This window comes from Aquirufa sp. Wall-65K1 (genome assembly GCF_054558475.1).
In genome coordinates this window covers 337,337-363,621 of sequence record NZ_JBPXKD010000003.1, presented here as the reverse complement: position 1 = coordinate 363,621, position 26,285 = coordinate 337,337, and the positions used below count along the sequence as shown (strand labels likewise).

Below are 26,285 nucleotides of genomic sequence, written 5' to 3'. Positions count from 1 at the left end.
AAATAATCCCTACCTTTGCACCTTAAATTTCCTCTGGCAGAGAGATTTGATTTCATCAAAGCGCCATTATTTTATGCAAAGCATTCGCAACATTGCCATCATTGCCCACGTTGACCACGGTAAAACTACGCTAGTCGACAAAATCATTCATGCATCTAAGATTTTTAGAGAAAATCAAGAATTCGGTGATCTGATCTTGGATAACAACGACTTAGAAAGAGAGCGTGGAATTACCATCGTTTCCAAAAACGTATCCGTTCGCTATAATGGCGTTAAAATCAACATCATTGATACTCCTGGTCACGCCGACTTTGGAGGAGAAGTGGAACGTGTATTACGTATGGCTGATGGTGTTTTGTTATTAGTGGATGCCTTTGAAGGCCCAATGCCACAAACACGTTTCGTATTATCTAAGGCTATCGCTTTAGGTTTGAAACCAATCGTGGTTGTTAACAAAGTAGATAAAGAAAACTGTCGTCCAGATGAAGTACATGAGTCAGTTTTTGACTTAATGTTTAACTTAAATGCGACTGAAGAGCAATTGGATTTCCCATGCTTATACGGTTCTTCTAAACAAGGCTGGATGAATACAGATTGGAAGACCCCAACTGACAATATCATCCCTTTATTAGATGCCATCATTGAGCACATTCCTGCTTCTAAGGTTCAGGAAGGTACTCCTCAAATGCAAATTACTTCTTTGGACTACTCTTCTTTTGTTGGTCGTATCGCGATCGGACGTTTGGAGCGTGGAACCTTGAAAGAAAATATGCCCATTGCTCTTTGTAAGTCTGATGGTTCAGTGAAGAAAATGCGTATCAAAGAACTACAAGTATTTGAAGGCCTTGGAAAGGTACGCGTTGATACTGTTGAATGTGGTGAGATTTGCGCGGTAACAGGTATTGAAGATTTTGAAATTGGTGATACCTTAGCTGATCCAGAAAATCCAGAAGCATTAGAGCGTATCGCCATTGACGAACCAACGATGAATATGTTGTTTACCATTAACAACTCACCGTTCTTCGGAAGAGAAGGTAAAATGGTAACTTCTCGCCATATCCGTGAGCGTCTATTCAAGGAGACTGAGAAAAACTTAGCTTTAAGAGTAATGACCACGGAAAGTGAGGATAAATTCTTAGTTTTCGGTCGTGGAATTCTTCACTTGTCTGTTTTGATTGAAACCATGCGTCGCGAAGGTTATGAATTACAAGTAGGGCAGCCTCAAGTAATTTATAAAGAAGGTGAAAATGGAGAAAAATTAGAGCCAATCGAATCATTAGTGGTAGATGTACCAGAAGAAGTAGCGGGTAAAGTAATCGAATTAGCAACCCAAGGAAAGGGAGAATTATTGATTATGGAACCTAAAGGTGACTTACAACACTTAGAATTTAATATCCCTTCAAGAGGTTTGATTGGATTACGTTCTAAAGTATTAACTGCTACCTTCGGTGAAGCAATCATGGCCCACCGTTTTATTGGATATGAGCCATTCAAAGGTCCCATTCCAGGTAGAATCAATGGTTCTTTAATTTCAATGAATACGGGTGTTGCTACTCCTTATGCTATTGATAAATTACAAGACAGAGGGGTGTTCTTCATTGATCCAGGTGAGGAGATTTACTCAGGAATGGTAGTCGGTGAGCATAATCGCCAAAACGATATTGAGGTAAACCTGCAAAATGCCAAGCAATTAACCAATATGCGTGCTTCGGGTACGGATACCAATACCAAGATTGCTCCAAAATTAAACTTCTCATTAGAAGAGTGTATGGAATTCATTCAAAAGGATGAATACTTAGAAATCACTCCTAAGTCTTTACGTATGCGTAAGATCTACCTTGATCCAAACGAGCGTAAACGTCAAGAGCAAAAAAATAAATAAATTAGAAAGGCTGTCCGAAACGACAGCCTTTTTTAATATACCTGAGCAGAAACGGAATCCAAGGCTAGCTGATTGTGAGATGAGGTTAAAGGTCTTCGGTAATAAGCCGGTATTGATTGTGTCCAAAGCCATTGACTTTCTATATTATATTTCAATAGCTCATTCCAATGGGCCTTTTTAAGTCGGCCATTCAAAATAAAAACATCTACATGCTTAGGAATTAAACCTTGTTCATTCTTTGCCCAATAGTAATGTTTTCCCTTCCAATACCAAGAAAGATTTCTGGTTGAATCCCAAGTTACCTGAACAGTATCCTGTACATAGTGATTGGCTAAAAGAGGTAAAATATTAGATTGTATCCAAGCGGGGTCTTGGTACATACCTGATGGCCCTACTAGCTTAGCTTTTAATCCTTTGAGATGAATCCAAACAGGGTCTCCCCTATACTGTGCTAGGTAAGCCATAGATTGCTCTTTCATTAACTTCCATTGCTCCCACTGAAAATAGCCAACACTTCCCAGCATCAATATGGGCAATAAGATTAAATAGGTAAGATTACGTGTTTTCCACCAGGATATACTCCATATAAGGATTAAAAAATAAGGAAAGAACATCCATCCGTCCCAATGTAAAAAGGGAATCGTCGGTTCAAATTCACGTTCAAGCCAATACATGAGCGCATGCAACATATGAAGGCTATAATCAAACAATGCTCCTAGAACATCATAGCATGTAATGTAGCCGACCGCTTGAAAAATAGGCGCTGAGATTAGAAAAGCCATCCCCAAGACTAATGAAATGGAAGAAATTAATACCAATATGGGATTAGCCAATAACATAATCCCGATATGAGGGAATTGATGGAAGTAATACAATATCCAAGGAAAGGACAAAATTTGAGCGGCAATTGCCACAGTGGTCAAGGATATCACTTGTTTAATTAGGTAATTAAGTATGGGCCTTTCTACTGTTGGCTGCCAAATAGCATTTAAATAAGGTTGAAACAGAAGAATACCCAAAACCGCCAAAAAAGACAATTGAAATCCTACATCATATAATTGCATAGGATCCCAAATCAATATGATAAATGCAGTAAACGAAAGTAAATTAATGGAATTTACAGGGTAACGGAATGTCTGAGCAAATAGCACAACGGAAAACATCCAGCTGGCTCTTACTACTGGTGCTGAAAAACCTGTGATACCGGCATACAGCCAAATCAGGATTATAGGAAAAGCAAACAAGGCTACTTGCATCAGCCTGGTTCGCTTAGGAATGAATTTTAGGAAAAATTGTAAACACATAAAAAGTATCCCAATGTGCATTCCAGAGACAGATAAAATATGAATAGCCCCTAAGGCGGCATAGCTTTTTTTTGTTTCAAAATCAATCTTTTCATGACTCCCTAATAACATGGCACCCGCCACGGCCTTATTTCTTTCTTCAAGGACAACACGATGTAAATGATGGAGTAGGGTCCGCTGCCAATGGTCAAAAAGGACGAGTAGGGAGAAATTAGAATGTGAAGGTTGTAGTAATTTTACCTGTTTCCTAGATAAATACCCAGTTGTGAATATGCCCTTTCGAGCATAAAATACAGGCCAGTTTTGTCCATAAGGAAATGCTCCTGGCCGGATAGCTTGAAGCTGAGCATGAACTAAATAGGAATCCCCTATTCGAGGAGCAGGGCCTTTTTTCTCCAAATAAAAAAGGCTTTTACTTCGAATTTCTTGCCAGAGGCCTTTGCTAGTTAAATAAGCAGAGATTTCGCCTTCTAAGGCATAAGTCTTTGATTTGGCCACAGGTATACTGGTGGATTGAAATCGAAAAGCTATAAGGTCTTTGGGGGGCTTTTGAAAGCGATAATCCCGTTCGAAACTATGAAAATAAGCGGCTAATAAACAGCATACTGAAAGGAGAAAAGAATAAAAGACGGTTTTATTTGAAATCCATAAAAAGAGAGCCACTAGCAAACAAAGTGGAAATATGAACTTCGCTGAAATAAGAGATCCTCCTGGTTGATTGGGAACCATCATAATGCCCAAAATCCACCAGAAACAAAGCCGTAAAAAAGGAAATGGACTAAAAAATGAAAACAAAATTTAAGCGCTTAGGCCTAAATGTAGAATTTTTTCTGAGCGATTAATTGCTCTACTGTATCAGGAACTAGGTATTTTATCGATTGATTTTTTTGAATGCATTCCCTGATATAGGTCGCGGAAATATGTAAAACAGGTGCTTTAACCTTTTTTACTTTTGGATGACTCCAAAGATCGGAATTTGGTTCTTCCCCTCTAGGGTATACGTAAAGGCCAAAATAATCAAGAATCTTATCGTAATTTTTCCAACTTTTAAATTGCTCCAAATTATCACCCCCCAATATTAATTCGAAAGTATGTTGAGGATATTTTTCCGACAAATGAATAAGGGTATCTATGGTATATGAAGGCTTTTTTAGGCTGAATTCAATATCACAGCTTTTGAATTGGAAATTATCTGCAATGGCTCTTTCGACTAAATCCAATCGATCAAACTCATGCAACAAACTTTTGCTCTTTTTATGGGGATTTTGAGGGGAAACAACAAACCAAATCTGTTGAACATCCGTTTGATTCAAAACCGCTTGTGCAATCATCAAATGACCATGATGAATGGGGTTAAATGAACCAAAAAATAAACCGATTTTCATGGATTATTTAGTAAAATCATCAAAAAGGGCTTGAGCCTCTTCGATGGCATGCTCTAATTTATCATTGACTAAGATGACATCAAATTGACTTTGAAAAGACCATTCAAATTTCATCTTAAAAATACGCTTAGATAATGCTTCTTCGCTCTCAGTACCCCTAGAACGCAACCTTTCTTCCAATATCTCCAAGGTGGGAACTTTAACAAAAATGGCCAATGCACGATCGCCATAATACTTTTTAAGCGCTAGACCACCTTTAACATCCACGTCAAAAATTACGTGTTTTCCGGAAGCCCAAATACGCTCAATTTCAGATTTCAAAGTTCCATAATATGCTCCAGGATACACCTCTTCCCATTCAACAAAGGCATCTTCATTGATTTTTTGTCGAAACTCCTCCGGACTTAAAAAATAATAATCTTTCCCGTTCTCCTCGGATCTCCCACGTTTATCTCGGGTGCATGCTGAAATAGAAAATCCCAAATTGGAATTATTTTTGATGAGTTCTTTAACGATGGTCGTTTTACCTGAACCCGAAGGTGCTGAAAAAATAATTAATTTCCCTTCCAAAAAAATGCTGTTTGATTAAGCTAACAAAATAAGGGAATTAAGATGGAAATAAGGATAATTAATAGAAAAAGTTTCTCTTTGATTCGAGCAAAAAGTTCATCAGGGCATTTTGCCGTACATTTTTCTTTAATGGCCTTCTTTAATGACGTTTCCAATTCATATCCCTCTTGACACGGAATACATTGATCTTTGTTTGCCAAAAAGGCAGCCTCCTCTTCTGGACTTGCCTCTTTATCCAATATTCGCTGGATTAGCTTCATGCAATCTTTCTGATGTTCACAGCTCTTCTTCATGCTCATTAATTAATACATTCTGTTTGGGCTAACACAAGCCTTGATTTAAAAGTTCAATCCAAATCTGACAAAGTGTCAGCGCCATATCCTTTTGATTTAGCATAAGTAGCTAAAGATTCTTTCAATAATGCTCTGGCACGGTGTAAACGCGAACGTACCGTACCAATTGGGATATTTAAAATCTTCGCCATTTCTTCATAGCTAAACTCCTCCAAATCACATAAAATGATAATCATTCGGAAGTCGACAGGCAAGACTTGAATCGCTTTGGTAATTTCATCCCCCAACATTTCATTGACTGTTTCCGCATGTAAATCAGCCTGATGAGCCGGTTCTGGATCATCTTCACCAGAAAAAGATTGCTCTACCCATTCAAATTCAACTTTGGATGGACCACGCGATTTTTTACGGTAATCATTGATGAAATTATTCTTTAGAATGCGAAATAACCAAGCTTTAGCATATGTCCCCGGCTCAAAAGAATGAATAAAACGATAGGCTTTTAGGCAAGTATCTTGTACCAAATCCTGGGCATCATCTTCATCATTCGTCAATCTCAAAGCAAAATTATACATCGCATCTAGATGCGGCATAAATTCTTTTTCAAAAATCAGTCTCGCTTGTGGCGAAGGATCGATTTCATTTTCTACTTGGACGTCCATAGTCATTATATTAAGGCATTATCATTTCCTGATAACGTACAATCCTCCCTACAATTTTATGCCCAAGAAAAAAGTAAGGAAAAATATGACAAAAAGGCTTATTTATTCAGATTGAAAAGCTCCAGAATACCAAAAACCAGGATTCCCAATAGACAGCTAGAAAGTCCTCTTAGTAAGCTAATTCCAACTAAATCAAAATCACTAGCTTCTAAAAGGAATAACACACAATGGTGACTGAATAGCATCAGAAATAAATAAGAAAAAAACCATAAAGGTCTCATCTCTTGTAAACTTACATGGGAACGCTCATCATATCCATTGGCCGGGGTCAATAAGCGAAAAATGGGAGATCGCAAGGATGCCATGAGTACCGTGGCAAAAGCATGCATGCCATGTGTATTATAAAAGACGTCTACAATCCAACCTAAAACAAAGGCTCCCAACATTAAATAGGCAACAGGAGTATCAATGGGAGCTTTAAGTAATGGCCAAACATATAAAAAACAAAAGGCGAAATAAGCGATGGTCAAATCCCTTAAAAAAAGAACTTGAATAAGTAGCGTAAAAACAACCGTCAAAATCCAACGAAAGGTGCTGCTATTTCCCATCTTATTCTGGCTTAGGTTTAGATTGTTCCAATTTGGCTTGTTGCCATGCCAAGCGATTTTTAATCACATAAACATATTGTAACGTAGAAAAATGGGTTAATAACATGATCTTAATATCATGAAAATTACCATCCTTCTTCAAACCTAACTTAGCAACAATTCCGATGGGAACATTGGGCGGAAAGACAGCATTGTAATCGGAAGTAACGACAGTATCCCCTTTGACTACTTTTTTATATTTGGATACATCCATCATTTCTGCTACTTCTGGTTGCCAGCCTGCCCATTTAACATAGCCTAACTCACCACTTGACTTCAATTTAGCGGAAACTGTATTATTAGTGTGCAAAATGGAAATCACCATAGAAAGATTTTCAGTACAAGAAAGAATCTTTCCCACTACCCCAGTGGAAGAAATAACGGCCATGCCTGGGTGAAGCCCATCTTTGGTACCTTTATCAATCGTTAAATAATTTTGAGATTGTTGGGTGGTCAAATCAATCACCTTACATGCAAGCGGTTGATATTGATTCAAAACCGCCTCATTAATATAATAGGGTAGTTTTAAATCAGGCGCCTTTTGTGCTTTCAAGCGAAAAACTTCTTGGCGCAATTGCGCATTTTCGGATGCTAACTCACGGTTGATATCCCTGAGCTTATAATAATTTTGAACTTCTTGTTTTTGAGCCAATAAAGAAGCAACCCACTGGTTAGTCGTATTAAAATACAATGTCCTTTGGTAATCATTGTATTTAAACACCGACCATAAACTGATCAATTCCAATACGAAAAACAAGAGGAAGTTCCTTTGTCGTAAGAGGAATTGAAACAATTGATTCATATCTGAATTGTTGGGTTACTAGGTGATTAAAACAGGCTTATATTTCTCTAGATTTTTCAATATTTCTCCCGTACCACGAACAACCGCTTTCAAAGGATCATCAGCTACATGAACCTTTAATTGAGTTTTCTTTTCAATTCGTTTATCTAATCCGTGCAACATAGCACCACCACCTGCTAGGTGAATTCCGTTATGGAAAATATCACCCGATAGCTCGGCAGGAGCCCGCTGAAGTGTTTCCATAATCGCTACTTCGATCTTCGTGATGGAAGAATCTAAGGCATAAGCAATTTCAGAATAGTTAATGAGGATTTCCTTAGGAATACCTGTCATTTGATCACGTCCACGTATCTCAAAATCAGCTGGAGGATTTTCAAGCTCAGGTAAAGCTGCTCCAACCTGAATTTTAATTTGCTCGGCAGAGCGTTCACCAATGATTAACTTATGTTCTCTTAATAAATAATCCTTGATATCTCGGGTGAATTCATCTCCCGCTACACGAATGGAGTTCTCTACAACTATCCCGCTTAATGAAATAATTGCCACTTCCGTGGTTCCTCCTCCAATATCTACCACCAAAGATCCGTTAGGTTGTTCGATATCTATTCCAATTCCAATCGCCGCAGCTATCGGCTCATGAACCATGTATACTTCACGCGCACCAGCATGTTCTGCTGAATCCTTTACCGCTCTTTTTTCCACCTCTGTGATGCCAGAAGGAATACAAATAACCATGCGCAGGGCAGGAGAGAAAAATGAATTTCCCTTATCCATCATTTTAATCAAACCACGCATCATTAATTCCGCTGCAGTAAAGTCTGCAATTACTCCATCTTTCAATGGACGAATCGTTTTAATGTTATCATTGGTTTTTTCATGCATCATCATGGCTTGTCGACCAACAGCCAAAACCTTGTTGGTTGTTCGATCCAATGCAATAATGGATGGCTCATCTACCACCACTTGATTTTTGTGAATAATCAGAGTATTTGCCGTACCTAAGTCGATGGCAATATCCTTGGTCAGAAAATTAAAAATTCCCATAATTGATTGCTAAAATATACCCCAGTCGCGTGGCTGAACTAAAGCTAAAAAACAAATTTACCAATAAAAAACGAGCTAATTATTTAAATTAAATCAAAAAATGGAATATCCTCGAAATAATTATAAAAGTCAATCTAAACAACGCTTTAAATACTTTCCTCCCTATATACTGCCAATTATAGGTTTATTACAATAATTTATTTGTCATTTTAAGGAAAAAATTGGATTAAATAATTTGGAATTATTATCTGTTTTATTAGTTTTGTCCAAGTTTAATCCTACAAATGTTCTGAATGTTTGTAAACGAGCAAAAAAATGGAAGATTATAACAAAATTATCGAATCCCTTGGTGTTAAATTCATTAAGGCGAGAAACATTAGAATATTACAACCAATCCGCATCAAAAATTATTATGATGTAGAAAACTCGCTCTTGATTTTGTACAAAGGTGAGGTTTCTTTTGGTGAGGAAGATACTCCAGTAGAAGAGGGCGATATGCTCTTTATCCCCGGAGGAAAAATGGTTAGTGTAACCTACGGTAATTCAGAAAAACCGAAAGCTGTCAACAATGAAGAATTCATGACGCACCGTGAATTGTATTTTGATCAAAACATGGATCCAAATACTATCGGCAAGGCAGACAATTCTTTTGGAATGGTAGCGTTTGAAGCGAAAGTTTTTGACTCGGTTAACTTCTTTACTTCGCTGGATATCCCTCCATTTTTGATTAAAAAAGACGACAACCTGGCTCAATCCATTAAGGAAATCTTATTGGAAGATATGTCAGACGAAATTGGAAAAGGACGTATCATCAAAATCAAAACGGAAGAAATCGTAATTGAAGTAATTCGTTACATCATTCGTAATCGCCTTTTTGTTGAGCAATTGGCCACCAATAGTACCTATTTCAAAGACCCTCGTTTGATTGACATATTCGCCTACATCAAAGATAATTTAGGTGGAGATTTATCTAACAAGGTTTTAGCCAATGTAGCTAATGTCTCTGAAGATTATGTAGGTCAATATTTCAAAATGCTGACAGGTATTAATCCTCAAGATTACATTGAATACCAACGCATGGAGGCTGCCGTGGGGCTCTTAAGAACAACAAAGAAGTCCATACGTGCCATTGGTTCTGAGGTAGGCTACAAGGACACCGCTTATTTCTGCCGCCGTTTCAAAATGATGTTTGGTATACCAGCAGGAAAAATGAGAAGAAGAGAATCATTGATGAATATCTAAAACCCTGATTTTAGATTTTTCTATATTCAAATGCAAAAGGCCCATTTTCATGGGCCTTTTGTTTGTTACTACATCAAGTATTTCAACTTAACCAATTCTCTTTCGGAAAGATACCTCCAATTTCCTCGAGGTAAATCTTTCTTATTTAAACCTGCAAAGGTCGTTCTGTCCAACTTAGTTACTTCATAACCTACATGTTCAAAAATACGACGAACAATGCGATTTTTACCAGAGTGGATTTTTACTCCCACCACGTAGCCGTCTGGGGTAACCTTAGCAATATCATCTACTTTGATTTCTCCGTCTTCTAAAGTCAAGCCAGCCTTGATTTTTTCTAAATCTTCATCCGTTAATGGTTTGTCCAATTCGGCTTGATAGATTTTTTCAATTTCATTGGATGGATGAGTTAATTTATCGGCTAATTCACCATCATTGGTTAATAGAATCAATCCCGTCGTATTTCTATCTAATCGCCCTACAGGGTAAATGCGAGCATCTCCTGCATTTTTGACAAGTTCCATCACTGTTTTACGATCATTAGGATCTTCTGTCGTGGTAATGAAATCTTTAGGCTTATTTAGCAACACATATACGGGTTTTTCCCTATTCAGTTTTCGGTTACCATATTTTACGATATCCGTCGGCTGAACTTGATAACCCATTTCGGTAATTACCTTGTTGTTTACTTTAATTTCACCTGCCTCAATCAATTTATCTGCATCTCTACGAGAACAAATACCAGCATTGGCTATGAATCGATTTAATCGAATCGAATCATTTTTACGCTCTTCTTGAATGAATTTCTTTTGTACGCGGGCAGGAGCTTTTTCTCTAAATCGATCTAATTTATATTGAGGCGTAAAGGCGGGTTTTTCCTCATAGCGATTTCTACTTTTGAAAGTATCTCGTTTAGAAAATTTCGCATTTCTACCCTCTGAAAAATCTCTATCTGCTGGAGCATCATCACGTCTTGCAATTGGGCGAGTACGGTCACTGCTATAAGCTCTTGGCTTTACTTCCTCATTTACTGATTCAGTGTTTGATTCTGATCTAAAATCCTCTTTGGGTACAAATGGCTTGTCCTCTGAAAATTCACGCTGGGCATCATAAGGTCTACGATCTGCATCCCCTCTTGGTCCTGAATAAGGTCTTCTTTCTCCATCACCGAATGGGCGACGTGAGTCTCCTGAATCTCTTCTTGGGCCTGAGAATGAACGACGCTCGCCTCCATCCCGATTTCCTTCATAAGGTTTACGGTCTGAATTTCCTCTTGGTCCTGAATAAGGTCTTCTTTCTCCATCACCTGATGGGCGACGTGAATCTCCTGAATCTCTTCTTGGGCCTGAGAATGAACGACGCTCGCCTCCATCCCGATTTCCTTCATAAGGTTTACGGTCTGAATCTCCTCTTGGTCCTGAATAAGGTCTTCTTTCTCCGTCTCCTGATGGGCGACGGGAATCTCCTGAATCTCTTCTTGGACCTGAGAATGAACGACGCTCGCCTCCATCCCGATTTCCTTCATAAGGTTTGCGGTCTGAATCTCCTCTTGGTACTGAATAAGGTCTTCTTTCTCCATCACCTGATGGGCGACGTGAATCTCCTGAATCTCTTCTTGGGCCTGAAAATGAACGACGCTCGCCTCCATCCCGATTTTCTTCATAAGGTTTACGGTCTGAATCTCCTCTTGGTCCTGAATAAGGTCTTCTTTCTCCGTCTCCTGATGGGCGACGTGAATCTCCTGAATCTCTTCTTGGGCCTGAATAACTTCTTGGGCTATCTGAACGCGGTCCTGAATAGGTGCGTCCTTCTGAATTTGCACGAGGACCTGAATAAGGTGCTCTTTCTCCGCCTCTACTTGATCGGCGGTCGTCTGAAGACTTGGGGGTTGAATCTGAACGACGGCCGTCGTTCTTATCAATTCTTTTTCTCATAATACTAAATTTGCAACATCACTGCTGTAAGAAGCAAGACGCTTTTGTCTTGTAATTATTTCGATTTTCGAAATTTATACAAAGGTACGTGAAATAAATGAGCTTAGCTTGTTACATTTGAATTTCTTTTACACTCCATGAAATACGCCAAACCGAAGTCAACATTGAGCTTGATAGTAAATTCCTTCATAGGAATTAGTTTTGCGCTATGCCTATTGGCATGCCAAGGAGATGAATTTAAGCTAAAAAAAGCCTTAAATTCATTTGATAAAGGGGAATATGAACTAGTCATTCAAGAATTAAAACCTTTGGCAGAGAAGGGCTATCAATTAGACCAAACCTCTTATTTTATTGCGGAATCCTATCGACTTTCCAACCGAATTTCTTCGGCCCTGCCTTATTATCAAACGGCCTTAGCCAAAGGAAATACGGATAATACCATCCGTTTCAACTTAGCTTTTGCGGCAAAAGCCACGGGAAATTATGCCTTAGCCCAGAGTACCTTACAGGATTTTCTTCAAAACAAACCAAGTAAGTCTTTAAAGCTTAAAGCAGAAATTGAATTAGAAAATCTGCCTCAGGTAAGTGCATTACAGCAAAAAGCTAGTCCTGTTGGTATTCAAGCTGTGCAAGGGAATAGCCCTATGGCAGAGTTTTCTGCACGAAAACTAGGAGATGAATTAATCATTACCAGCTCCCGAAAACAAAGCATTTATAAAAATAATGGCCTACCCTATTTGGGATTATATAAAGCATCCTTAAAAAGCCCTGTTGAAATAGGCCCATTGAACTTATTTAGTTCAATGATCGACAAAGAGAATGCCAATGAGGGTACTCCTGCCTTTTCAAAAGATGGCAATACCGTGGTTTTCGCCCGGGGTAATACAGGGAAAAACAAAGATTTATCTCCGGATGTCGACTTATACATTAGCAGAAGAAACGGAAATGATTGGTCGGTCCCGGAAAGACTCGCCATTTCAGATTCGATTGCTTGGGATGGAAGTCCTGCCTTTTCATCGGATGGTAAAACCTTATACTTTAGCTCAAATAGAAGAGGAGGCAAAGGTGGATTAGATATTTACCGATCTCCTATGGATAATTCAGGTAGATTCGGCCGGCCAATCAACTTAGGCTCGGCCATTAACACGCCAGGCGATGAGATATTCCCTTTTGTAAGTGAAGATGGAAAATTATATTTCTCTTCAGATGGACATCCTAGCCTAGGAGGACTAGATTTGTTTGTAGCGTCTCGGAATGAAAATGATATTGTCATTGAACACTTGGGGGTTCCCATGAACTCCATTTCGGATGATTTTGGCATTAGCTTAGTAGATTCTGTTTCAGGATATTTCAGTTCAAACCGAGCTGGAGGAAAAGGAGACGATGATCTTTATTATTTTAAATCCCCTTCGCTCAACCCAGATAGATGGTGGACCAATGAAGCTCCGCCGGTATTGGCTGCCACTGAAAATAAGATTGTTCACTACTTTTTACAAACCGAAATTATTGACCCTTCGGGCAAGCCCATTGATTCAGTGAAGGTAAGCTTACGTAGAAATGGCCAAACGATTGATCCAGATTACAGTAACAAAAAAGGCCGCTTGGAAATCTTAGATTTGGAAGAAAATGACCAGATTGATTTTGTTTGTGAAAAAGAAGATTATTTGATCAAGCGATCTAGCTTCTCTATGGAAGGAAGGGAAATACCTCCTAGGCTGCTAAAAAAGGAAATTACAGATACCACCTTTGTTTGGCAGATAGTTATGGACAAAGCCGAAGTAGGAAAAGAGATTACTCAATTATATCAAATCAACCCGATTTACTATAACCTAGATCGTGCAGAAATCAGGAATGATGCCTCTGAAGAATTAGAAAAAATTGTCCAATTCCTACGAGATAACACGCAGGTTTCCATTGAATTAGGGTCGCATACAGACTCTAGAGGAAGTGTTCCCTATAACCAAAAATTATCTCAAAGAAGAGCTGAATCCGCAGTTCGTTACATCGTTCAACGAGGCATAGAGCAAAACCGAATCAAGGCCAAGGGCTATGGAGAAAGTCAATTGGTTAATGAGTGTGCCGATGGGGTTGAATGTAGTGAAGAGATGCACCAGCAAAACAGAAGAACAGAATTTAAAATTACCGAAATCAAAGCGGAATAACATGTCGAACTACCTATTAAAAAATGCCAAAATCGTCAACGAAGGACAGATTATAGAGGGGGAAATACGCATTTCCAATGGCCGAATTGACAAAATTGCTAGCTCCATAAGTCCTCAGGGAAATGAACAAATATTGGATTTAGCCGGCAAACATGTTTTTCCGGGTATGATTGATGATCAAGTGCATTTTAGGGAGCCTGGATTGACCCACAAGGCCCACATAGCTAGTGAAGCAAGAGCTGCGGTAGCAGGTGGAGTGACTAGTTACATGGAAATGCCCAATACAGTCCCTAATGCTTTAACACAAGAGATTTTAGCTGATAAATATGCCATAGCCCAACGTTCCTCTTTGGCGAATTATTCATTTTTTATGGGAGCAGGGAATGACAATTTAGAGGAAGTTTTAAAAACGAATAAACGAGATGTATGTGGGATAAAAATCTTCATGGGTTCGTCCACTGGCAATATGCTTGTAGACAATGTTCATACCTTGGAGCAATTATTTTGTAAGAGTGAGTTATTGATTGCGACACATTGTGAGGATGAACCTACAGTGAGAGCTAGAACTCAATTATTTAAGGAGAAGTATCCTGAGAAGGCACCCGCTTTCATCCATCCATTAATCAGAAATGAAGAAGCTTGTTACTTGTCATCTTCTGTGGCCATTGATTTAGCCAAAAAGTGCAATGCTCGCCTACATATATTACATATTACTACAGAAGAGGAATTAGCATTATTTGAAACAAATAAACCTTCAAAAGATAAGCGTATCAGTTCAGAAGTATGTGTTCACCACCTTTGGTTTGATGCATCTGATTATGAAAGATTAGGAAATCAAATCAAATGTAATCCAGCCATTAAAGATTCCCGACACAAAAATGCGCTAAGAAAAGCTTTGCAAACAGGAAGCTTAGATGTCATTGCCACGGACCATGCCCCTCACACTTGGGAAGAGAAACAACAAGGTTATTGGAAATCGCCAGCTGGTTTGCCCTTAGTACAGCATCCCTTATTGATGTTGTTTGACCTGGAAAAGGAAGGAGTGCTATCTTTAACTCAAATTGCCGAAAAGACCGCTCATACGGTTGCTGAAATTTTCCAAATTCAGGATAGAGGATTTATTCGAGAAGGCTACTGGGCCGATTTAGCCATTGTTGATTTTAATACTCCTCAAAAAGTAGAAAAATCTACACTTCATTATCAATGTCAATGGTCTCCTATGGAGGGACATACCTTTGGAGCTAGTATCGCACACACCTTTGTTTCGGGGCATTTGGCCTACTCTGAAGGAAGATTCAATGAAAGCCAATTAGGCAAGCGCCTACTTTTTCAAAGAGATTAAAACATATCATCAAAAAAGACTCTCAAATAGAATCCCAGTGATTGATTGTACGTTTTTTCAGGAGCAACTGTAATATTTGCAAAGCCTGCTTGATAGGTTAGACCCAAGGAGACAAAACGGTTGGAAACGACCCCAATTCCAACCTTGACCCCAGCATCTATACGACGAAAATCACTAGAAAAACTTTCAGTAGATTTAGTAACCGTAATGTAGCTGTTAGGATTATTGGGATTTACTATTCGATTCTCAATGGTGGTATTGTCCCAAAGCCCTATGCCTAAATACGGACCACCCCAGATAGATAGATTACTTGAAAAATCAGACAATTTGCCTATGGTTAATTCAAAATTGGGATTTAAATCCAAGTAATTCAAAGTGATTGTTCTTTCTGAATAAGTTGAATCAGAATTGGCAATTCTACCATGGTGCCCGCGTTGTGACAAATTAATTTCTGGATTAAAACTCCAATGTTTGTTTATAGGAAATTGTATACCAAATCCCACTTCTAAAGATGGCTTAAATAAAAATGATTCCTTATTGGCAACATTTCCATTGAAGCGTACTGAGCTAAGGGCTAAGTGAAATATTTTTTTATTTTTACCCGATTGAGCCATATTTACGTGACCCACCCAAAAAAACAAAATCGCAGCGAGGCAAATTTTAGAATAAGAGCTAGAACTTGAAGATTTATTCATCAATTTTTTATAATTATTGACCTGAATTAGAGAACACCAACTTAATTTTATAACAAATGTCGAAACTTCTGCCTTATTTATCAAATATAGGATTTGAAGCTGGCCTTGATGAGGCGGGTAGAGGATGCTTGGCTGGCCCGGTAGTAGCAGCGGCAGTCATTTTGCCCATGGATTTTCACCATCCCTATTTAAATGATTCCAAACAATTAAATGCACGGCAAAGGCAGGAATTAAAAAAGGACGTAGAAAGGGATGCCATCGACTATGCTATTGCTGAGGTAGATGCCTCCACGATTGACCAAATCAATATTTACAAAGCTAGCGTTAAAGCAATGCATTTAGCTGTTGATCAGCTCAAACAAAGGCCAGACCATCTTTTGGTCGACGGAAATCGCTTCATTAACTACCCATTAATTCCCCATACTTGTATTGTAAAAGGCGATTCAAAGTTTTTTTCCATCGCCGCTGCCTCTATTTTGGCTAAAACTTATCGAGATGAATTAATGGAAAAACTAGCATTAGAGTATCCTGAATATGGTTGGGAACGAAATGCAGGTTATCCGACAATCGCCCACCGAAAAGCCATTCTTTCTTATGGCCCATGTATTTTTCATAGAAAAACCTTTCGCGTGCAAATCAAATAATTTATAGTATTTTCGATAACGATATCCGCTAACAATTTGAGAGCTATACATTTATTCAAGTTTTTTATTGCATTCAACCTTTTAATGAGTGTATCTCCTTTGATTTTGGGACAAGGTGATTTATACCCCATTGAAAAAAGGAAAGCGATATTAAATTTTGCGGAACAATTTAGTACTCAAAGAGACAGCCTCTACCTTAAAGTTCAAAAATTAGCGGCCGAAAAAGGAATTGCGACTTCCGTAAAAATAGGTAATAGATCCATATACCTACAAAGTATAAACCCCAATGGTAGACCAATTTATAAGGGAGTATTTTCCAATAAAGTAGCCTCCATTGCTACAAAAACAAATCAATTTTATTCAGGAGGGTCCTTAGGGCTGAATCTGACAGGAAAATCTGATAGTTTATTTGGTAAGCTAGCCGTTTGGGACGAACAAACAGTTAGGACCAGCCATCAAGAATTGACTGGAAGGGTCTTAGCCCAAGAAAAAACCATCACCTTTGGCGAACATGCTACGCATGTGGGAGGAACGATGATTGCTTCGGGTAATTTTAACCCAGAAGCTAGAGGAATGGCATACGAGGCAAGTTTAAAATCTTGGGACTTTCAAAATGACGATGCCAAAATAAGTGCCGCATCTCCTAACCTACTGATTAGTAATCACTCCTATGGAGCGGTGGCTGGTTGGAGTTTTGATTCCGATGTGAACAAATACCGATGGTATGGTGATGATAAAATGAGTGTCTCTGAAGATTACGTATTTGGTTTTTATGATGATGACGCCCAATCCAAAGATAAAATTGCCTACAATTCTCCCTATTATTTAATGGCTGCTGCCGCAGGGAACAGCGCAGATGATAATGGACCTCCCGCAGGTCAATATTACCTCATTGGTAACACGAAGGATTCATCCAACATAGCCAGAGCCCCCAACACGGGGTTTAATACCGTAGCAAGCCCAGCAACAGCGAAAAATGTTCTTTCAGTAGGTGCCGCAGAACCCTTATCCTCTCCACCAACTAAACCTAGCGATGTGACAATTGCCAGTTTTTCTAGTCGTGGCCCTACCGACGACGGGCGTATCAAGCCTGAAATCATTGGTATAGGTAAAGACTTATTCTCCACTGGATATTTAAGTAATACGGATTATATGCGTATGAGTGGAACATCCATGGCATCACCTCAGGTTTCTGGTTCCCTATTTTTGCTCCAGCAATTACATCATCAACTTTATAAAAAATTCATGTGGGCCTCCACGCTTCGGGCTTTGGTTACACATACGGCTTTTGATATAGGACAAACTGGCCCCGATTATACAAGTGGTTGGGGGCTATTGGATATGGAAAAAGCAGGTAAAGTGCTGCAAAATACAGATCTTAGCCATCGCATTTCAGAAGAGACATTAGCCAATGGTGGAACTAAAAAAATGGATCTTATTGCCTCTGGAAAAGGACAATTACATGTGACTATTGCTTGGACAGATCCTGCCTATGAGGGTAGTAATGGAAAAGTTTTACCCATCATTCCTTCCAGTGTAAATTCCCGCATACCCATGTTAGTAAACGACCTTGATATTCGTTTACAAGCAGAGGATGGCCAATTATTGCCCTTTATACTAGATCCAGATAATCCAACAAAAGCAGCTATCGCTGGTGACAACATCCGTGATAATATTGAACAAATATTGGTCAAAAATGTAGTTCCAGGAAAAAGCTATAGTCTTACCATTTCACACAAAGGAACTTTAAAGAATTCCAAACAGGATTATGCCCTACTTATCTCAGGAATGGGAGGAAAAGCCTATTGTGCGGTATCGGTAAAAAATAAAATCAATACCTTGACTAAGTTTAGTTTTGGAAGCTACAGCAACATAGTTTCTTCCAGTCAGGATTTTACGCAAAATGCCATTCCAGTAGAAATTGGGTCTACAATCCCTATTGATCTAACTTTTAACACCACCCAAGCCAAGCAATGTAAAGTATTTGTTGATTGGAACCAAGATAGTGATTTTGAAGATGCTAGCGAGCTTATTTTAGATAGTGGTATATTAAACACAACTTCATTTTCCGGTGTTGTATCCAAGCTCCCGGCCACCGAAACAGGACAATACTACCGAATGAGGGTAGTAACCGAATTAGGAAACAGCGTTGGATTAGCTGCATCTTGTAGCAATGTCAATGATGGTGAGGTAGAAGAATATGTAATTCAAACTGCCAACGCCTCCAATGACATCAGTGCCTTATCTATCAATTCTCCTACCGGCAGCTACTGTGCTAGTTCCACCAACAGTTTACAAATTGTGGTAAAAAACCAAGGTCTAAAAGATCAAGTTAATGTGCCGTATGAATTAAAAATTCTACAAAATGGCGTTCAAAAGGGTAAATTTTCAGGTTTCATTGCAGAAATTCTTTCTGGGAAAGAGACTGAAGAAACGGTCACTGGGAATTTCAATTTACTAGCTGGTGAGACCTATACTTTTGAACTAAGTACATTATTAACAAACGATCAAAACAACGCGAATAATAATTTCTCCATTAACAAAACCATCGAAAACCCCAGTCCTCCGATAGTGAGTGGAATTCAATGTGCTGGACTTACCGAAATATCACTATCAGCCAATTCGGGTACGCCGCTTTGGTATAACAGTGACAATTCATTGGTGGGATCCGGACTAAACATAAAAGTTCCAAGCAATAGTAAATACTCAGCTTCCTACAATGATTTCAGTGGTGGACTTGGCCCTAAGACAAAATCAGAATTTGGTGGTGGTACTTATTATGGCGTGTTTGGCCCTACCGTCATTGTGGAGGCCAAGGTTCCTATTATTTTAGAGAGTGCCCGAATATATGTAGGTACAGCTGGCAGAATTACATTTGAAGTAATCAATAAAGAAACTGGGAATGTTGTTTCAAGCGTCACTAAAACAGTAAAAGCAACTAGGACGCTCAGTAGCGCTGGTGTCACTGGTCAGCTGGTTGATGATAAAAAAGATGAGGGGGTTGTCATTGGCCTCAATCTGCAAATTCCCACAGCAGGTACTTATTATTTAAGCCAAACTTGTTTGGATGGGGCTTCCATATATCGAAGCAATCGGAGCAAATCTGATACCGCCAATGCCACAACTAATATTGGTTTTCCATATACCATTCCCAACATCCTCAATATACCAGGAGCACTATTTAATAATGGCGTAATTACCTCGGGATATTACTATTTCTATGATATGAAATTTAAATCTTTGGGTTGCCCTAGCCCAAGAGCCAATGTCACTGTGAGTGTTAAGGATTCCCCAACCGCCTCCATCAATCCAGTTGGCGATTTGATTGTTTGTCAGGGTGCTACGGTATCCATTCAAGGAAAAGCATCTGAGAACACGATCATTCAATGGTTTTTGAATGGAAAAGAAATAACTGGGGCGAATAGCTTGAATTATAAAGCCACCACAAAAGGAAAATTTGAAATGGTCGCAAGTTATGACGGTACTTGTCCGGTTAGCAGCAAAGCCCTCAATATAAACATTGGCAACGTCCCAACACCAGCTGTCACCTATAATACGGGTATTTTGCAAGCACCGAGTAATGCTAGTACATACCAATGGTATTTTGGTATAACTGCCGTTCAGGGTGCTAATCAAGCAAGCTATATACCGGTTCAATCTGGGGCCTATCAAGTCAAAATAACTGATACCAACGGGTGCTTGGCCGTTTCTGATTACATCAATGTCGTAATCCTGACAACAAAAAAAGAAAATCCATATCAACAATTAACCCTATACCCTAATCCAACAAAAGATTTTATCCAATTAGGTATTCCGGATCAGCTTATTCCTGAGGAATACCATATTGAAATTTTGGATTTACAGGGTAAAATAGTTTTGGAAAAAACAATTAGTTCTTCTTCGGTCTCAAACAATAGTTTTAGGATGGATATCCAAAGTTTACCGAGTGGATCTTATTTGCTTAGGCTAGCTGATAACCCAAGTTCATCTCCAGTAAAATTCATCAAATACTAAGTATTGATTTGAACGACAGTCCTCCCCGTATGATTTCCTTCGCGGATTTTTGTCAAATAAGTTGGGGCTTCTTTGAGGGGGATTGTTCGACAAATAGCATCCAAGGGAATGCTCCAAGCATTGGCAAGTTTATCCCAAATTTCTTGTTTCTTTTCCAAAGGAGAATCGGCCGAATAAATGCCTAATAAGTTAACTCCGCGAAGTATAAAAGGATAAATCTGTAAAGGCAATTCCACGCTAGAAGCCATTCCACAAGCAGCTACTGCACCTCCAAAATGTAGGCTTTTGATGATTTTAATCAAAACATCTCCCCCCAGTACATCAATAGCCCCAGCAAATTGCATGGGATATAAGGCACGGGGTTTTTCAGATAAAAACTCGTCTCGGTCTAATATTCTATCTGCTCCTAATTTTTTCAATGTGGAATACTGGTCCAATTTCCCAGTTATTGCAGCCACTTGAAATCCTAAGTGCTTTAATAATACAAGGGCGATCATAGACACGCCACCTGTGGCTCCTGTAAGTACTATTTCACCTTGATTAGGTCGGATTCCATGATGCCAAAGCGAACTAACCGCCATACCCGCGGTTAATCCGGCTGTTCCCCATTGCATCGCCTTACAAGTAGACATGCCATGCGGCAATGGTATGATCCATTGGGGAGGAACAGAAATATATTCAGCCAAACCACCATGGGTATTCATGCCCAAATCAAATCCTGTTACAATGACCTCTTGGCCTACCTCAAAGGTATGGCTAGGGTCTAGAACAACTTTGCCAGCCGCATCAATGCCTGGAATATGTGGAAAATCCCGGGTGATTCCTTTATGGCCATTTGCCGAAAGTGCATCCTTATAATTTAGCGATGAATAAGCGACCTGGATAAGAACTTTATCCTTGGACAAGGTAGCAAAGGGGACGGATTGCAATCTAGTTTCAAAATGTCCTTCTGAAATTTCTGAGGTCCATAAAGCATTAAAATAATCCATAGGACTTATTTTTTTACCCAAATAAAAATCATCCGTGTAGAGTTCTTTTCATCAAAAGAACCTAATTTATAATCACCAAGCAAATCCACCAAATGCAATCCCGCTTTGGCTGCATAGGCAATAAAGTCATTCTTTGAAATCAACTCTACCCGTTCTTCAAAATGATGTGATTTTCCCAGATCTACGAAATCGATGGATTTGTACAAATATCCCTCCGATTCCCAGCGTTTAATTTGAAATTGAATTCCTCCTCTGACTAGACTCTCTTCTTCAATCAAATGAGCCATAACAAAACTTGGATTGAAAAAATCCAAGACAAAAACCCCTTGAGGCTTCAATGCTTGACTTAGCACTTGAAATGCTTGCTCGTTTTCTTCCTTGGAATCAAAATATCCAAAACTGGTGAAGAAATTAAAGATCGCATCAAACTCTAGGTGTTTAGGTAGATTTTTCCTTAAATCATGAACAAAAAATGATAGTTTGTCGCTTGTAAATTTTTGAGCTTGCTGAATATTGGAAGGCGAAAGATCAAACGCTTTTACATCCAAACCCAAATCATGCAAGGTGATGGCATGCCGACCTTTACCACACGCTACATCCAAGACATGGGCGCCAGTTTGAAGCCTTAATTTGGTTTGAAGGGAACTAATAAAGGCAGCAGCTTCCGCCTCATCTCGCTGGGCATAAAGCACATGATAATATGGGGAATCAAACCAGGTACTAAACCACTCCTTCACTTGCATCCTACCTATTTCCTCGTATTGGGGTTTTGTAAAAAATCTTGATAAGCTAAACGAATACCTTCCTCTAGTTCAATTTCATGTTTCCAGCCCAATGCATGTAATTTAGAAACATCCATCAGTTTTCTAGGTGTGCCATCGGGTCTAGACGTATCCCAATGTATGCTTCCTTCAAAGCCTATTACCTTTTTAACCATTTCCGCTAATTCCAAAATGCTAACATCTTCGCCAGTACCAATATTGATAAATTCCGATTGATTATAATGCTCCATTAAATACAAACAAGCCTTGGCTAAATCATCAGCATAAAGAAATTCTCTTTTAGGAGATCCTGTGCCCCAAAGGCTAATGGAAAGATCGCCCCTGAGTTTGGCTTCATGAAATTTCCGAATCATAGCGGGCAGTACGTGGGAATTCTCTAAATCGTAATTATCATTAATACCATACAAATTGGTTGGCATCACCGAAATAAACTGACAACCATATTGGGCACGATATGCCTCGCACATCTTTATTCCTGCGATTTTGGCTATGGCATATGGTTCATTGGTAGGTTCTAAAAAACCGCTCAACAAATACGATTCTTCCAAAGGTTGTGGAGCTAATTTGGGATATATACAAGAAGATCCTAAAAACATTAATTTTTTAACCTTATGAACAAAAGAAGCATGAATCACATGATTTTGAATCGCTAAATTCTCATATAAAAAATCAGCTCGATAGGTGTTATTGGCCACAATGCCCCCTACTTTTGCAGCAGCTAAAAAGACATAATCTGGCTTTTCTTGTGCAAAAAAATCATTGACGGCTGCTTGATTTTTTAAATCTAACTCGGAAGAAGTCCGTTGTATAGTATTCGTAAATCCTTGTGCGTGTAGCTGTCTTACAATGGATGAACCCACCATTCCCCTATGTCCAGCTACATATATTTTTGCTTCTTTTTCCAATGAAATCAATATTTAATTAAGAAAGGCAGTTTAAGGATGCAAAAATACACAAAAGCAGGTTCTAATTATTTAAATTCTTAATTTGCGAAATATTTTTATGGTACTAACGTTGCACTTTACATGAATAAACCATATTTATTTCTGGGCATGAGTTTGTTGCTACTTGGGCAAATTCCAAGTTGGGCACAAAATAGCGCCTTGAAAACGACTAAAAAACCGGCCATTGATAGTACTCAAAGAAATAAGAGTACCCTACAAAATATTTCGGAGTTGGTGGGCAAAAGTAAAGAGGAAAGTGCCGATTGGAAAAAAGAGAGCAAGGCCATTTTATCTGAACTAGGCATACAAAACATCGGTTCAAAAGCAAAAAATAGCCCCAAAAAGAAAAAAATTGAGCTTAAAGACGAATATGAAGGCGTAAAAACCGAACGCCGAATAGGTTCATACGGCAGTGGAAATAGGGCCACAGTGGAAGAACTAAATGTCGTAAAATATGTGGAGGATGAGGCTGTAAGCCCATATAGCCAAGAAATTTGGTGGTATGACCCAGCTCAATCGAGGGTAGTAAATTCTCCGATTAAGGACAGTAAAAATGCACAAATTTGCCATGGACCCTACCGGAAATTTGTGCACGAAAATTTAGTGGAAGAAGGGCATTTTTACATGGGTGTCAAAGATGGTCGATGGGAAAATTATGGTCCAGAATTTGAACTCGAGAACAAGCAATACTTTAAAAAAGGATTTCCATCTGAATCCGTAATATCCTACTTTGATAAGGAAAAAAAGAAGATACAACAGGTAATTCCTAAAGTTTATGGTAAATTTTCGGGGCAATATTTGTCTTTTTATCCCAATGGGCTATTGAAAGAGGAAGGCAAATTGGATGATAGTGTTAAGGTAGGCCGTTGGAGAGAGTACCATGAAAAAGGGAGCGGAGGAAGATTAAAAAAAGAATGGCGCTATGGAAAGGATAAATTTGATAACTTTACCCCTGTTCTAGTGCAAGAGCGAGATAATCAAGCAAAAATTATCTTTCAAAACACCCAGAAATTTGACTAATGAAACAACTAGGTTTTTTTTTATTGGCATTTGCCTTCTTGATGGTAGCGACCGTTTACTCGCAGCTCAATTCCATCACGGCAGCTTCCAATATACCTGTTTCAAAAACTACGCTAAAAACAGACAATTTAGCATCTAAAATGTACATGGCTCCATGGGTAGAACTTTGCGAAGAAGAAGAGGAGGAAGAGGACGAAGGTAAAACACATCATGGCTTGTCGATATTTACCAAACACGAAATCTCTAAATTTTCATTTTATTCTGAATCCATAAAGGATTCCCAAATTTTTCAACCATTCAGGTTGGCATATCCTCATTTACAAAGTTTTTCCCCTCCTCCAGACATTTGTGGTTAATCCCAATTTACATTTTTAGTAGATTTTAATTAAACCACATGAATATGTCATTCAAAAGTTATCTTCAATCCTTCGTAGAAGGGGATTGGAAATCGGGAATCGCGGTCTTTCTGGTCGCCTTACCCCTATGCCTAGGAATTGCCTTGGCCTCAGGTGCTCCATTACTTGCCGGATTGATTGCCGGTATCATAGGCGGAACCATCGTTTCTTGGGCTTCTGGTTCAGAGTTATCCGTTAGTGGACCTGCCGCAGGCCTCACGATCATCGTGGCCAATGCGATTTTAGATATTGGCTCATTCTCTGGATTTTTAGTAGTCGTTATTCTTGCCGGTATCATTCAAGTAATCTTAGGACTAGCAAAAATGGGTAAACTAGGCAGTTTTTTCCCATCCTCTGTTATCAGAGGAATGCTCGTAGCTATTGGTATTGTTATCATTTTAAAACAAATCCCACATGCCATTGGAGATGATTTAGATTTCATTGGGGAGTTTGAATTTAATCAAAGCGCTGATGGCCAGAATACTTTTAGTGAGTTATTAGCTTCTTTATTAAGCATCAACCCAGGGGCATTAATCATTGCGGCAAGTGGATTAATCATCTTGTTTTCGTGGACTCCTCTAAGTAAAAAAGTACCCGTACTATCTCAGCTACCTGCATCTTTATTTGTGGTAATTCTTGGCGTACTAATCAATATGGGGTTTGGAATTTGGATACCAGAATGGTATTTGGGAAATTCCAAAGATCATATGGTAGGATTACCTCTATTTTCTAACCTGGCTGGAATTGGCCAGGCCATGGTTTTTCCTGATTGGGAAATCATCAGTAATCCTAAAGTTTATAGCTTGGCCATTACTTTGGCATTAGTTGCCAGCTTAGAATCCTTATTGTCCCTAGAAGCAACTGATTCACTTGACCCTGCCAAAAGAATATCCTCTGCCGACAGAGAATTACTTGCTCAGGGCGTAGGTAATATTTTTTCCGGGTTTTTAGGTGGTTTACCCATTACCTCGGTGATTGTGCGTTCCTCCACCAATGTTTATGCTGGAGGAAAAAGTAAAATGTCCGGATTTTTCCATGGAATTTTATTGCTGTTGGCAGTATTATTATTACCTCAATATTTAAACAAAATCCCTTTAGCTTGTTTAGCTAGTATACTCCTATACACAGGATATAAATTAGCACATCCTTCACAGTTCCGAAAAGTAATTGCTGAAGGCTGGAAACAATGGATTCCTTTTTTAATTACAATCATAATCGTGGTGATGGTTGACCTACTTTGGGGTATTTTTATAGGTACAATAGTGGGAATTGGATTCGTTATCGTAACCAATTATTCTTCTGTTTTCTCCATATTCAACAGTGGAAACGAAATTTTAATCAAATTTCAAAAAGACGTGACCTTTTTACATAAAATGGCTTTAAAGGAAACTTTTCGCAAAATTCCAGCAGGGTCTGAAGTATTAATAGATACTTCAAAAGTGCATTTCATGGACCATGACATTCAATTATTAATTCAAGAATTTATTAATACCGCTCACGAAAGAGGCATTGATGCCGAAATAAAAAAGTAAAAAC

22 protein-coding genes are annotated in these 26,285 nt (G+C 38.8%); 9 read left to right on the top strand and 13 right to left on the bottom strand.

Features of this window, described 5'->3' with window-relative positions; translation table 11 throughout:
* Positions 1-73 precede the first annotated feature (73 nt).
* The gene (typA, locus tag ACST15_RS06930; RefSeq protein WP_459453940.1) at positions 74-1,882 is read left to right on the top strand and encodes a translational GTPase TypA; all 1,809 of its coding nucleotides are present in this window, start codon (positions 74-76) and stop codon (positions 1,880-1,882) included.
* A gap of 32 nt (positions 1,883-1,914) precedes the next feature.
* Here the strand turns inward: typA and ACST15_RS06925 are convergent, their stop codons facing one another.
* The 8 genes from ACST15_RS06925 to ACST15_RS06890 all read right to left on the bottom strand — a co-directional run bounded on the left by ACST15_RS06925 (position 1,915) and on the right by ACST15_RS06890 (position 8,589).
* Complete coding sequence (locus ACST15_RS06925) at positions 1,915-3,918, bottom strand: ComEC/Rec2 family competence protein (protein WP_459453939.1); 2,004 nt, start codon at positions 3,916-3,918, stop codon at positions 1,915-1,917.
* A gap of 80 nt (positions 3,919-3,998) precedes the next feature.
* Positions 3,999-4,571, bottom strand: coding sequence for a nicotinate (nicotinamide) nucleotide adenylyltransferase (nadD, locus tag ACST15_RS06920; RefSeq protein WP_459453938.1), 573 nt, complete (start codon positions 4,569-4,571; stop codon positions 3,999-4,001).
* 3 nt (positions 4,572-4,574) lie between these two features.
* Entirely contained in the window at positions 4,575-5,141 is a 567-nt protein-coding gene (gmk, locus tag ACST15_RS06915; RefSeq protein WP_459453937.1) for a guanylate kinase, read from the bottom strand.
* A 20-nt stretch (positions 5,142-5,161) separates the two neighbouring features.
* Complete coding sequence (locus ACST15_RS06910; protein WP_166229664.1) at positions 5,162-5,434, bottom strand: phosphohydrolase; 273 nt, start codon at positions 5,432-5,434, stop codon at positions 5,162-5,164.
* Between the two features lie 53 nt (positions 5,435-5,487).
* Positions 5,488-6,096 carry a sigma-70 family RNA polymerase sigma factor gene (locus ACST15_RS06905; RefSeq protein WP_459453936.1) on the bottom strand — a complete coding sequence of 203 codons (609 nt, stop codon included), beginning with the start codon at positions 6,094-6,096 and terminating at the stop codon, positions 5,488-5,490.
* 98 nt (positions 6,097-6,194) lie between these two features.
* A complete protein-coding gene (locus ACST15_RS06900) occupies positions 6,195-6,704 on the bottom strand; it encodes a hypothetical protein (RefSeq protein WP_459453935.1) in 510 nt (169 codons plus the stop codon).
* A gap of 1 nt (position 6,705) precedes the next feature.
* The gene (gene mreC, locus ACST15_RS06895; RefSeq protein ID WP_459453934.1) at positions 6,706-7,545 is read right to left on the bottom strand and encodes a rod shape-determining protein MreC; all 840 of its coding nucleotides are present in this window, start codon (positions 7,543-7,545) and stop codon (positions 6,706-6,708) included.
* Positions 7,546-7,563: 18 nt separating this feature from the next.
* Positions 7,564-8,589, bottom strand: a complete 1,026-nt coding sequence (locus tag ACST15_RS06890; protein ID WP_109324299.1) for a rod shape-determining protein — start codon at positions 8,587-8,589, stop codon at positions 7,564-7,566.
* A gap of 315 nt (positions 8,590-8,904) precedes the next feature.
* Here ACST15_RS06890 and ACST15_RS06885 point away from each other — a divergent pair, with 315 nt between their 5' ends.
* On the top strand, positions 8,905-9,831 hold the full coding sequence (locus tag ACST15_RS06885; protein ID WP_459453933.1) for a helix-turn-helix domain-containing protein: 927 nt from the start codon (positions 8,905-8,907) through the stop codon (positions 9,829-9,831).
* Between the two features lie 68 nt (positions 9,832-9,899).
* On the opposite strand, the gene ACST15_RS06880 is transcribed toward ACST15_RS06885, so the two are convergent.
* Positions 9,900-11,762: a pseudouridine synthase gene (locus ACST15_RS06880; RefSeq protein WP_459453932.1), complete on the bottom strand. Its 1,863-nt coding sequence runs from the start codon at positions 11,760-11,762 to the stop codon at positions 9,900-9,902.
* 137 nt (positions 11,763-11,899) lie between these two features.
* Here ACST15_RS06880 and ACST15_RS06875 point away from each other — a divergent pair, with 137 nt between their 5' ends.
* Together ACST15_RS06875 and ACST15_RS06870 are read left to right on the top strand one after the other, a co-directional pair.
* Complete coding sequence (locus ACST15_RS06875; protein WP_459453931.1) at positions 11,900-13,924, top strand: OmpA family protein; 2,025 nt, start codon at positions 11,900-11,902, stop codon at positions 13,922-13,924.
* 1 nt (position 13,925) lies between these two features.
* Positions 13,926-15,266 (top strand): dihydroorotase, encoded by a 1,341-nt coding sequence (locus ACST15_RS06870; RefSeq protein ID WP_459453930.1) that lies wholly within the window; start codon positions 13,926-13,928, stop codon positions 15,264-15,266.
* Here the strand turns inward: ACST15_RS06870 and ACST15_RS06865 are convergent.
* Entirely contained in the window at positions 15,263-15,961 is a 699-nt protein-coding gene (locus ACST15_RS06865) for a porin family protein (RefSeq protein ID WP_459453929.1), read from the bottom strand. The genes ACST15_RS06870 and ACST15_RS06865 overlap by 4 nt on opposite strands.
* Positions 15,962-16,017: 56 nt before the next feature.
* Between ACST15_RS06865 and ACST15_RS06860 the strand changes: the two genes are divergently transcribed.
* Both ACST15_RS06860 and ACST15_RS06855 read left to right on the top strand, forming a co-directional pair.
* On the top strand, positions 16,018-16,605 hold the full coding sequence (locus tag ACST15_RS06860) for a ribonuclease HII (protein WP_459453928.1): 588 nt from the start codon (positions 16,018-16,020) through the stop codon (positions 16,603-16,605).
* Between the two features lie 84 nt (positions 16,606-16,689).
* The gene (locus ACST15_RS06855) at positions 16,690-20,619 is read left to right on the top strand and encodes a S8 family serine peptidase (RefSeq protein WP_459453927.1); all 3,930 of its coding nucleotides are present in this window, start codon (positions 16,690-16,692) and stop codon (positions 20,617-20,619) included.
* Here the strand turns inward: ACST15_RS06855 and ACST15_RS06850 are convergent.
* Genes ACST15_RS06850 through fcl form a run of 3 tightly spaced genes read right to left on the bottom strand, consistent with a single transcriptional unit; the run spans position 20,616 to position 23,295 of the window.
* Positions 20,616-21,608, bottom strand: coding sequence for a YhdH/YhfP family quinone oxidoreductase (locus ACST15_RS06850; protein ID WP_459453926.1), 993 nt, complete (start codon positions 21,606-21,608; stop codon positions 20,616-20,618). The genes ACST15_RS06855 and ACST15_RS06850 overlap by 4 nt on opposite strands.
* 5 nt (positions 21,609-21,613) lie before the next feature.
* Positions 21,614-22,351, bottom strand: coding sequence for a class I SAM-dependent methyltransferase (locus tag ACST15_RS06845; protein ID WP_459453925.1), 738 nt, complete (start codon positions 22,349-22,351; stop codon positions 21,614-21,616).
* Between the two features lie 5 nt (positions 22,352-22,356).
* The gene (gene fcl, locus ACST15_RS06840) at positions 22,357-23,295 is read right to left on the bottom strand and encodes a GDP-L-fucose synthase (RefSeq protein WP_459453924.1); all 939 of its coding nucleotides are present in this window, start codon (positions 23,293-23,295) and stop codon (positions 22,357-22,359) included.
* A 120-nt stretch (positions 23,296-23,415) separates the two neighbouring features.
* Between fcl and ACST15_RS06835 the strand changes: the two genes are divergently transcribed.
* The 3 genes from ACST15_RS06835 to ACST15_RS06825 are packed head-to-tail and all read left to right on the top strand — an operon-like array spanning position 23,416 to position 26,281.
* Positions 23,416-24,354, top strand: a complete 939-nt coding sequence (locus tag ACST15_RS06835; protein WP_459453923.1) for a toxin-antitoxin system YwqK family antitoxin — start codon at positions 23,416-23,418, stop codon at positions 24,352-24,354.
* Positions 24,354-24,710, top strand: a complete 357-nt coding sequence (locus ACST15_RS06830) for a hypothetical protein (protein ID WP_459453922.1) — start codon at positions 24,354-24,356, stop codon at positions 24,708-24,710. The genes ACST15_RS06835 and ACST15_RS06830 overlap by 1 nt, the downstream gene beginning before the upstream one ends.
* Positions 24,711-24,754: 44 nt before the next feature.
* Positions 24,755-26,281: a SulP family inorganic anion transporter gene (locus ACST15_RS06825; RefSeq protein WP_459453921.1), complete on the top strand. Its 1,527-nt coding sequence runs from the start codon at positions 24,755-24,757 to the stop codon at positions 26,279-26,281.
* Positions 26,282-26,285 lie beyond the last annotated feature (4 nt).

Bases quoted from the DNA above. Each gene is read 5' to 3' on its own strand.
- typA (WP_459453940.1), top strand. From the start codon at position 74: ATGCAAAGCATTCGCAACATTGCCATCATTGCCCACGTTGACCACGGT.
- ACST15_RS06925 (WP_459453939.1), bottom strand. From the start codon at position 3,918: ATGATGGTTCCCAATCAACCAGGAGGATCTCTTATTTCAGCGAAGTTC.
- nadD (WP_459453938.1), bottom strand. From the start codon at position 4,571: ATGAAAATCGGTTTATTTTTTGGTTCATTTAACCCCATTCATCATGGT.
- ACST15_RS06910 (WP_166229664.1), bottom strand. From the start codon at position 5,434: ATGAAGAAGAGCTGTGAACATCAGAAAGATTGCATGAAGCTAATCCAG.
- ACST15_RS06905 (WP_459453936.1), bottom strand. From the start codon at position 6,096: ATGGACGTCCAAGTAGAAAATGAAATCGATCCTTCGCCACAAGCGAGA.
- ACST15_RS06900 (WP_459453935.1), bottom strand. From the start codon at position 6,704: ATGGGAAATAGCAGCACCTTTCGTTGGATTTTGACGGTTGTTTTTACG.
- mreC (WP_459453934.1), bottom strand. From the start codon at position 7,545: ATGAATCAATTGTTTCAATTCCTCTTACGACAAAGGAACTTCCTCTTG.
- ACST15_RS06890 (WP_109324299.1), bottom strand. From the start codon at position 8,589: ATGGGAATTTTTAATTTTCTGACCAAGGATATTGCCATCGACTTAGGT.
- ACST15_RS06885 (WP_459453933.1), top strand. From the start codon at position 8,905: ATGGAAGATTATAACAAAATTATCGAATCCCTTGGTGTTAAATTCATT.
- ACST15_RS06880 (WP_459453932.1), bottom strand. From the start codon at position 11,762: ATGAGAAAAAGAATTGATAAGAACGACGGCCGTCGTTCAGATTCAACC.
- ACST15_RS06875 (WP_459453931.1), top strand. From the start codon at position 11,900: ATGAAATACGCCAAACCGAAGTCAACATTGAGCTTGATAGTAAATTCC.
- ACST15_RS06870 (WP_459453930.1), top strand. From the start codon at position 13,926: ATGTCGAACTACCTATTAAAAAATGCCAAAATCGTCAACGAAGGACAG.
- ACST15_RS06865 (WP_459453929.1), bottom strand. From the start codon at position 15,961: ATGAATAAATCTTCAAGTTCTAGCTCTTATTCTAAAATTTGCCTCGCT.
- ACST15_RS06860 (WP_459453928.1), top strand. From the start codon at position 16,018: ATGTCGAAACTTCTGCCTTATTTATCAAATATAGGATTTGAAGCTGGC.
- ACST15_RS06855 (WP_459453927.1), top strand. From the start codon at position 16,690: ATGAGTGTATCTCCTTTGATTTTGGGACAAGGTGATTTATACCCCATT.
- ACST15_RS06850 (WP_459453926.1), bottom strand. From the start codon at position 21,608: ATGGATTATTTTAATGCTTTATGGACCTCAGAAATTTCAGAAGGACAT.
- ACST15_RS06845 (WP_459453925.1), bottom strand. From the start codon at position 22,351: ATGCAAGTGAAGGAGTGGTTTAGTACCTGGTTTGATTCCCCATATTAT.
- ACST15_RS06835 (WP_459453923.1), top strand. From the start codon at position 23,416: ATGAATAAACCATATTTATTTCTGGGCATGAGTTTGTTGCTACTTGGG.
- ACST15_RS06830 (WP_459453922.1), top strand. From the start codon at position 24,354: ATGAAACAACTAGGTTTTTTTTTATTGGCATTTGCCTTCTTGATGGTA.
- ACST15_RS06825 (WP_459453921.1), top strand. From the start codon at position 24,755: ATGTCATTCAAAAGTTATCTTCAATCCTTCGTAGAAGGGGATTGGAAA.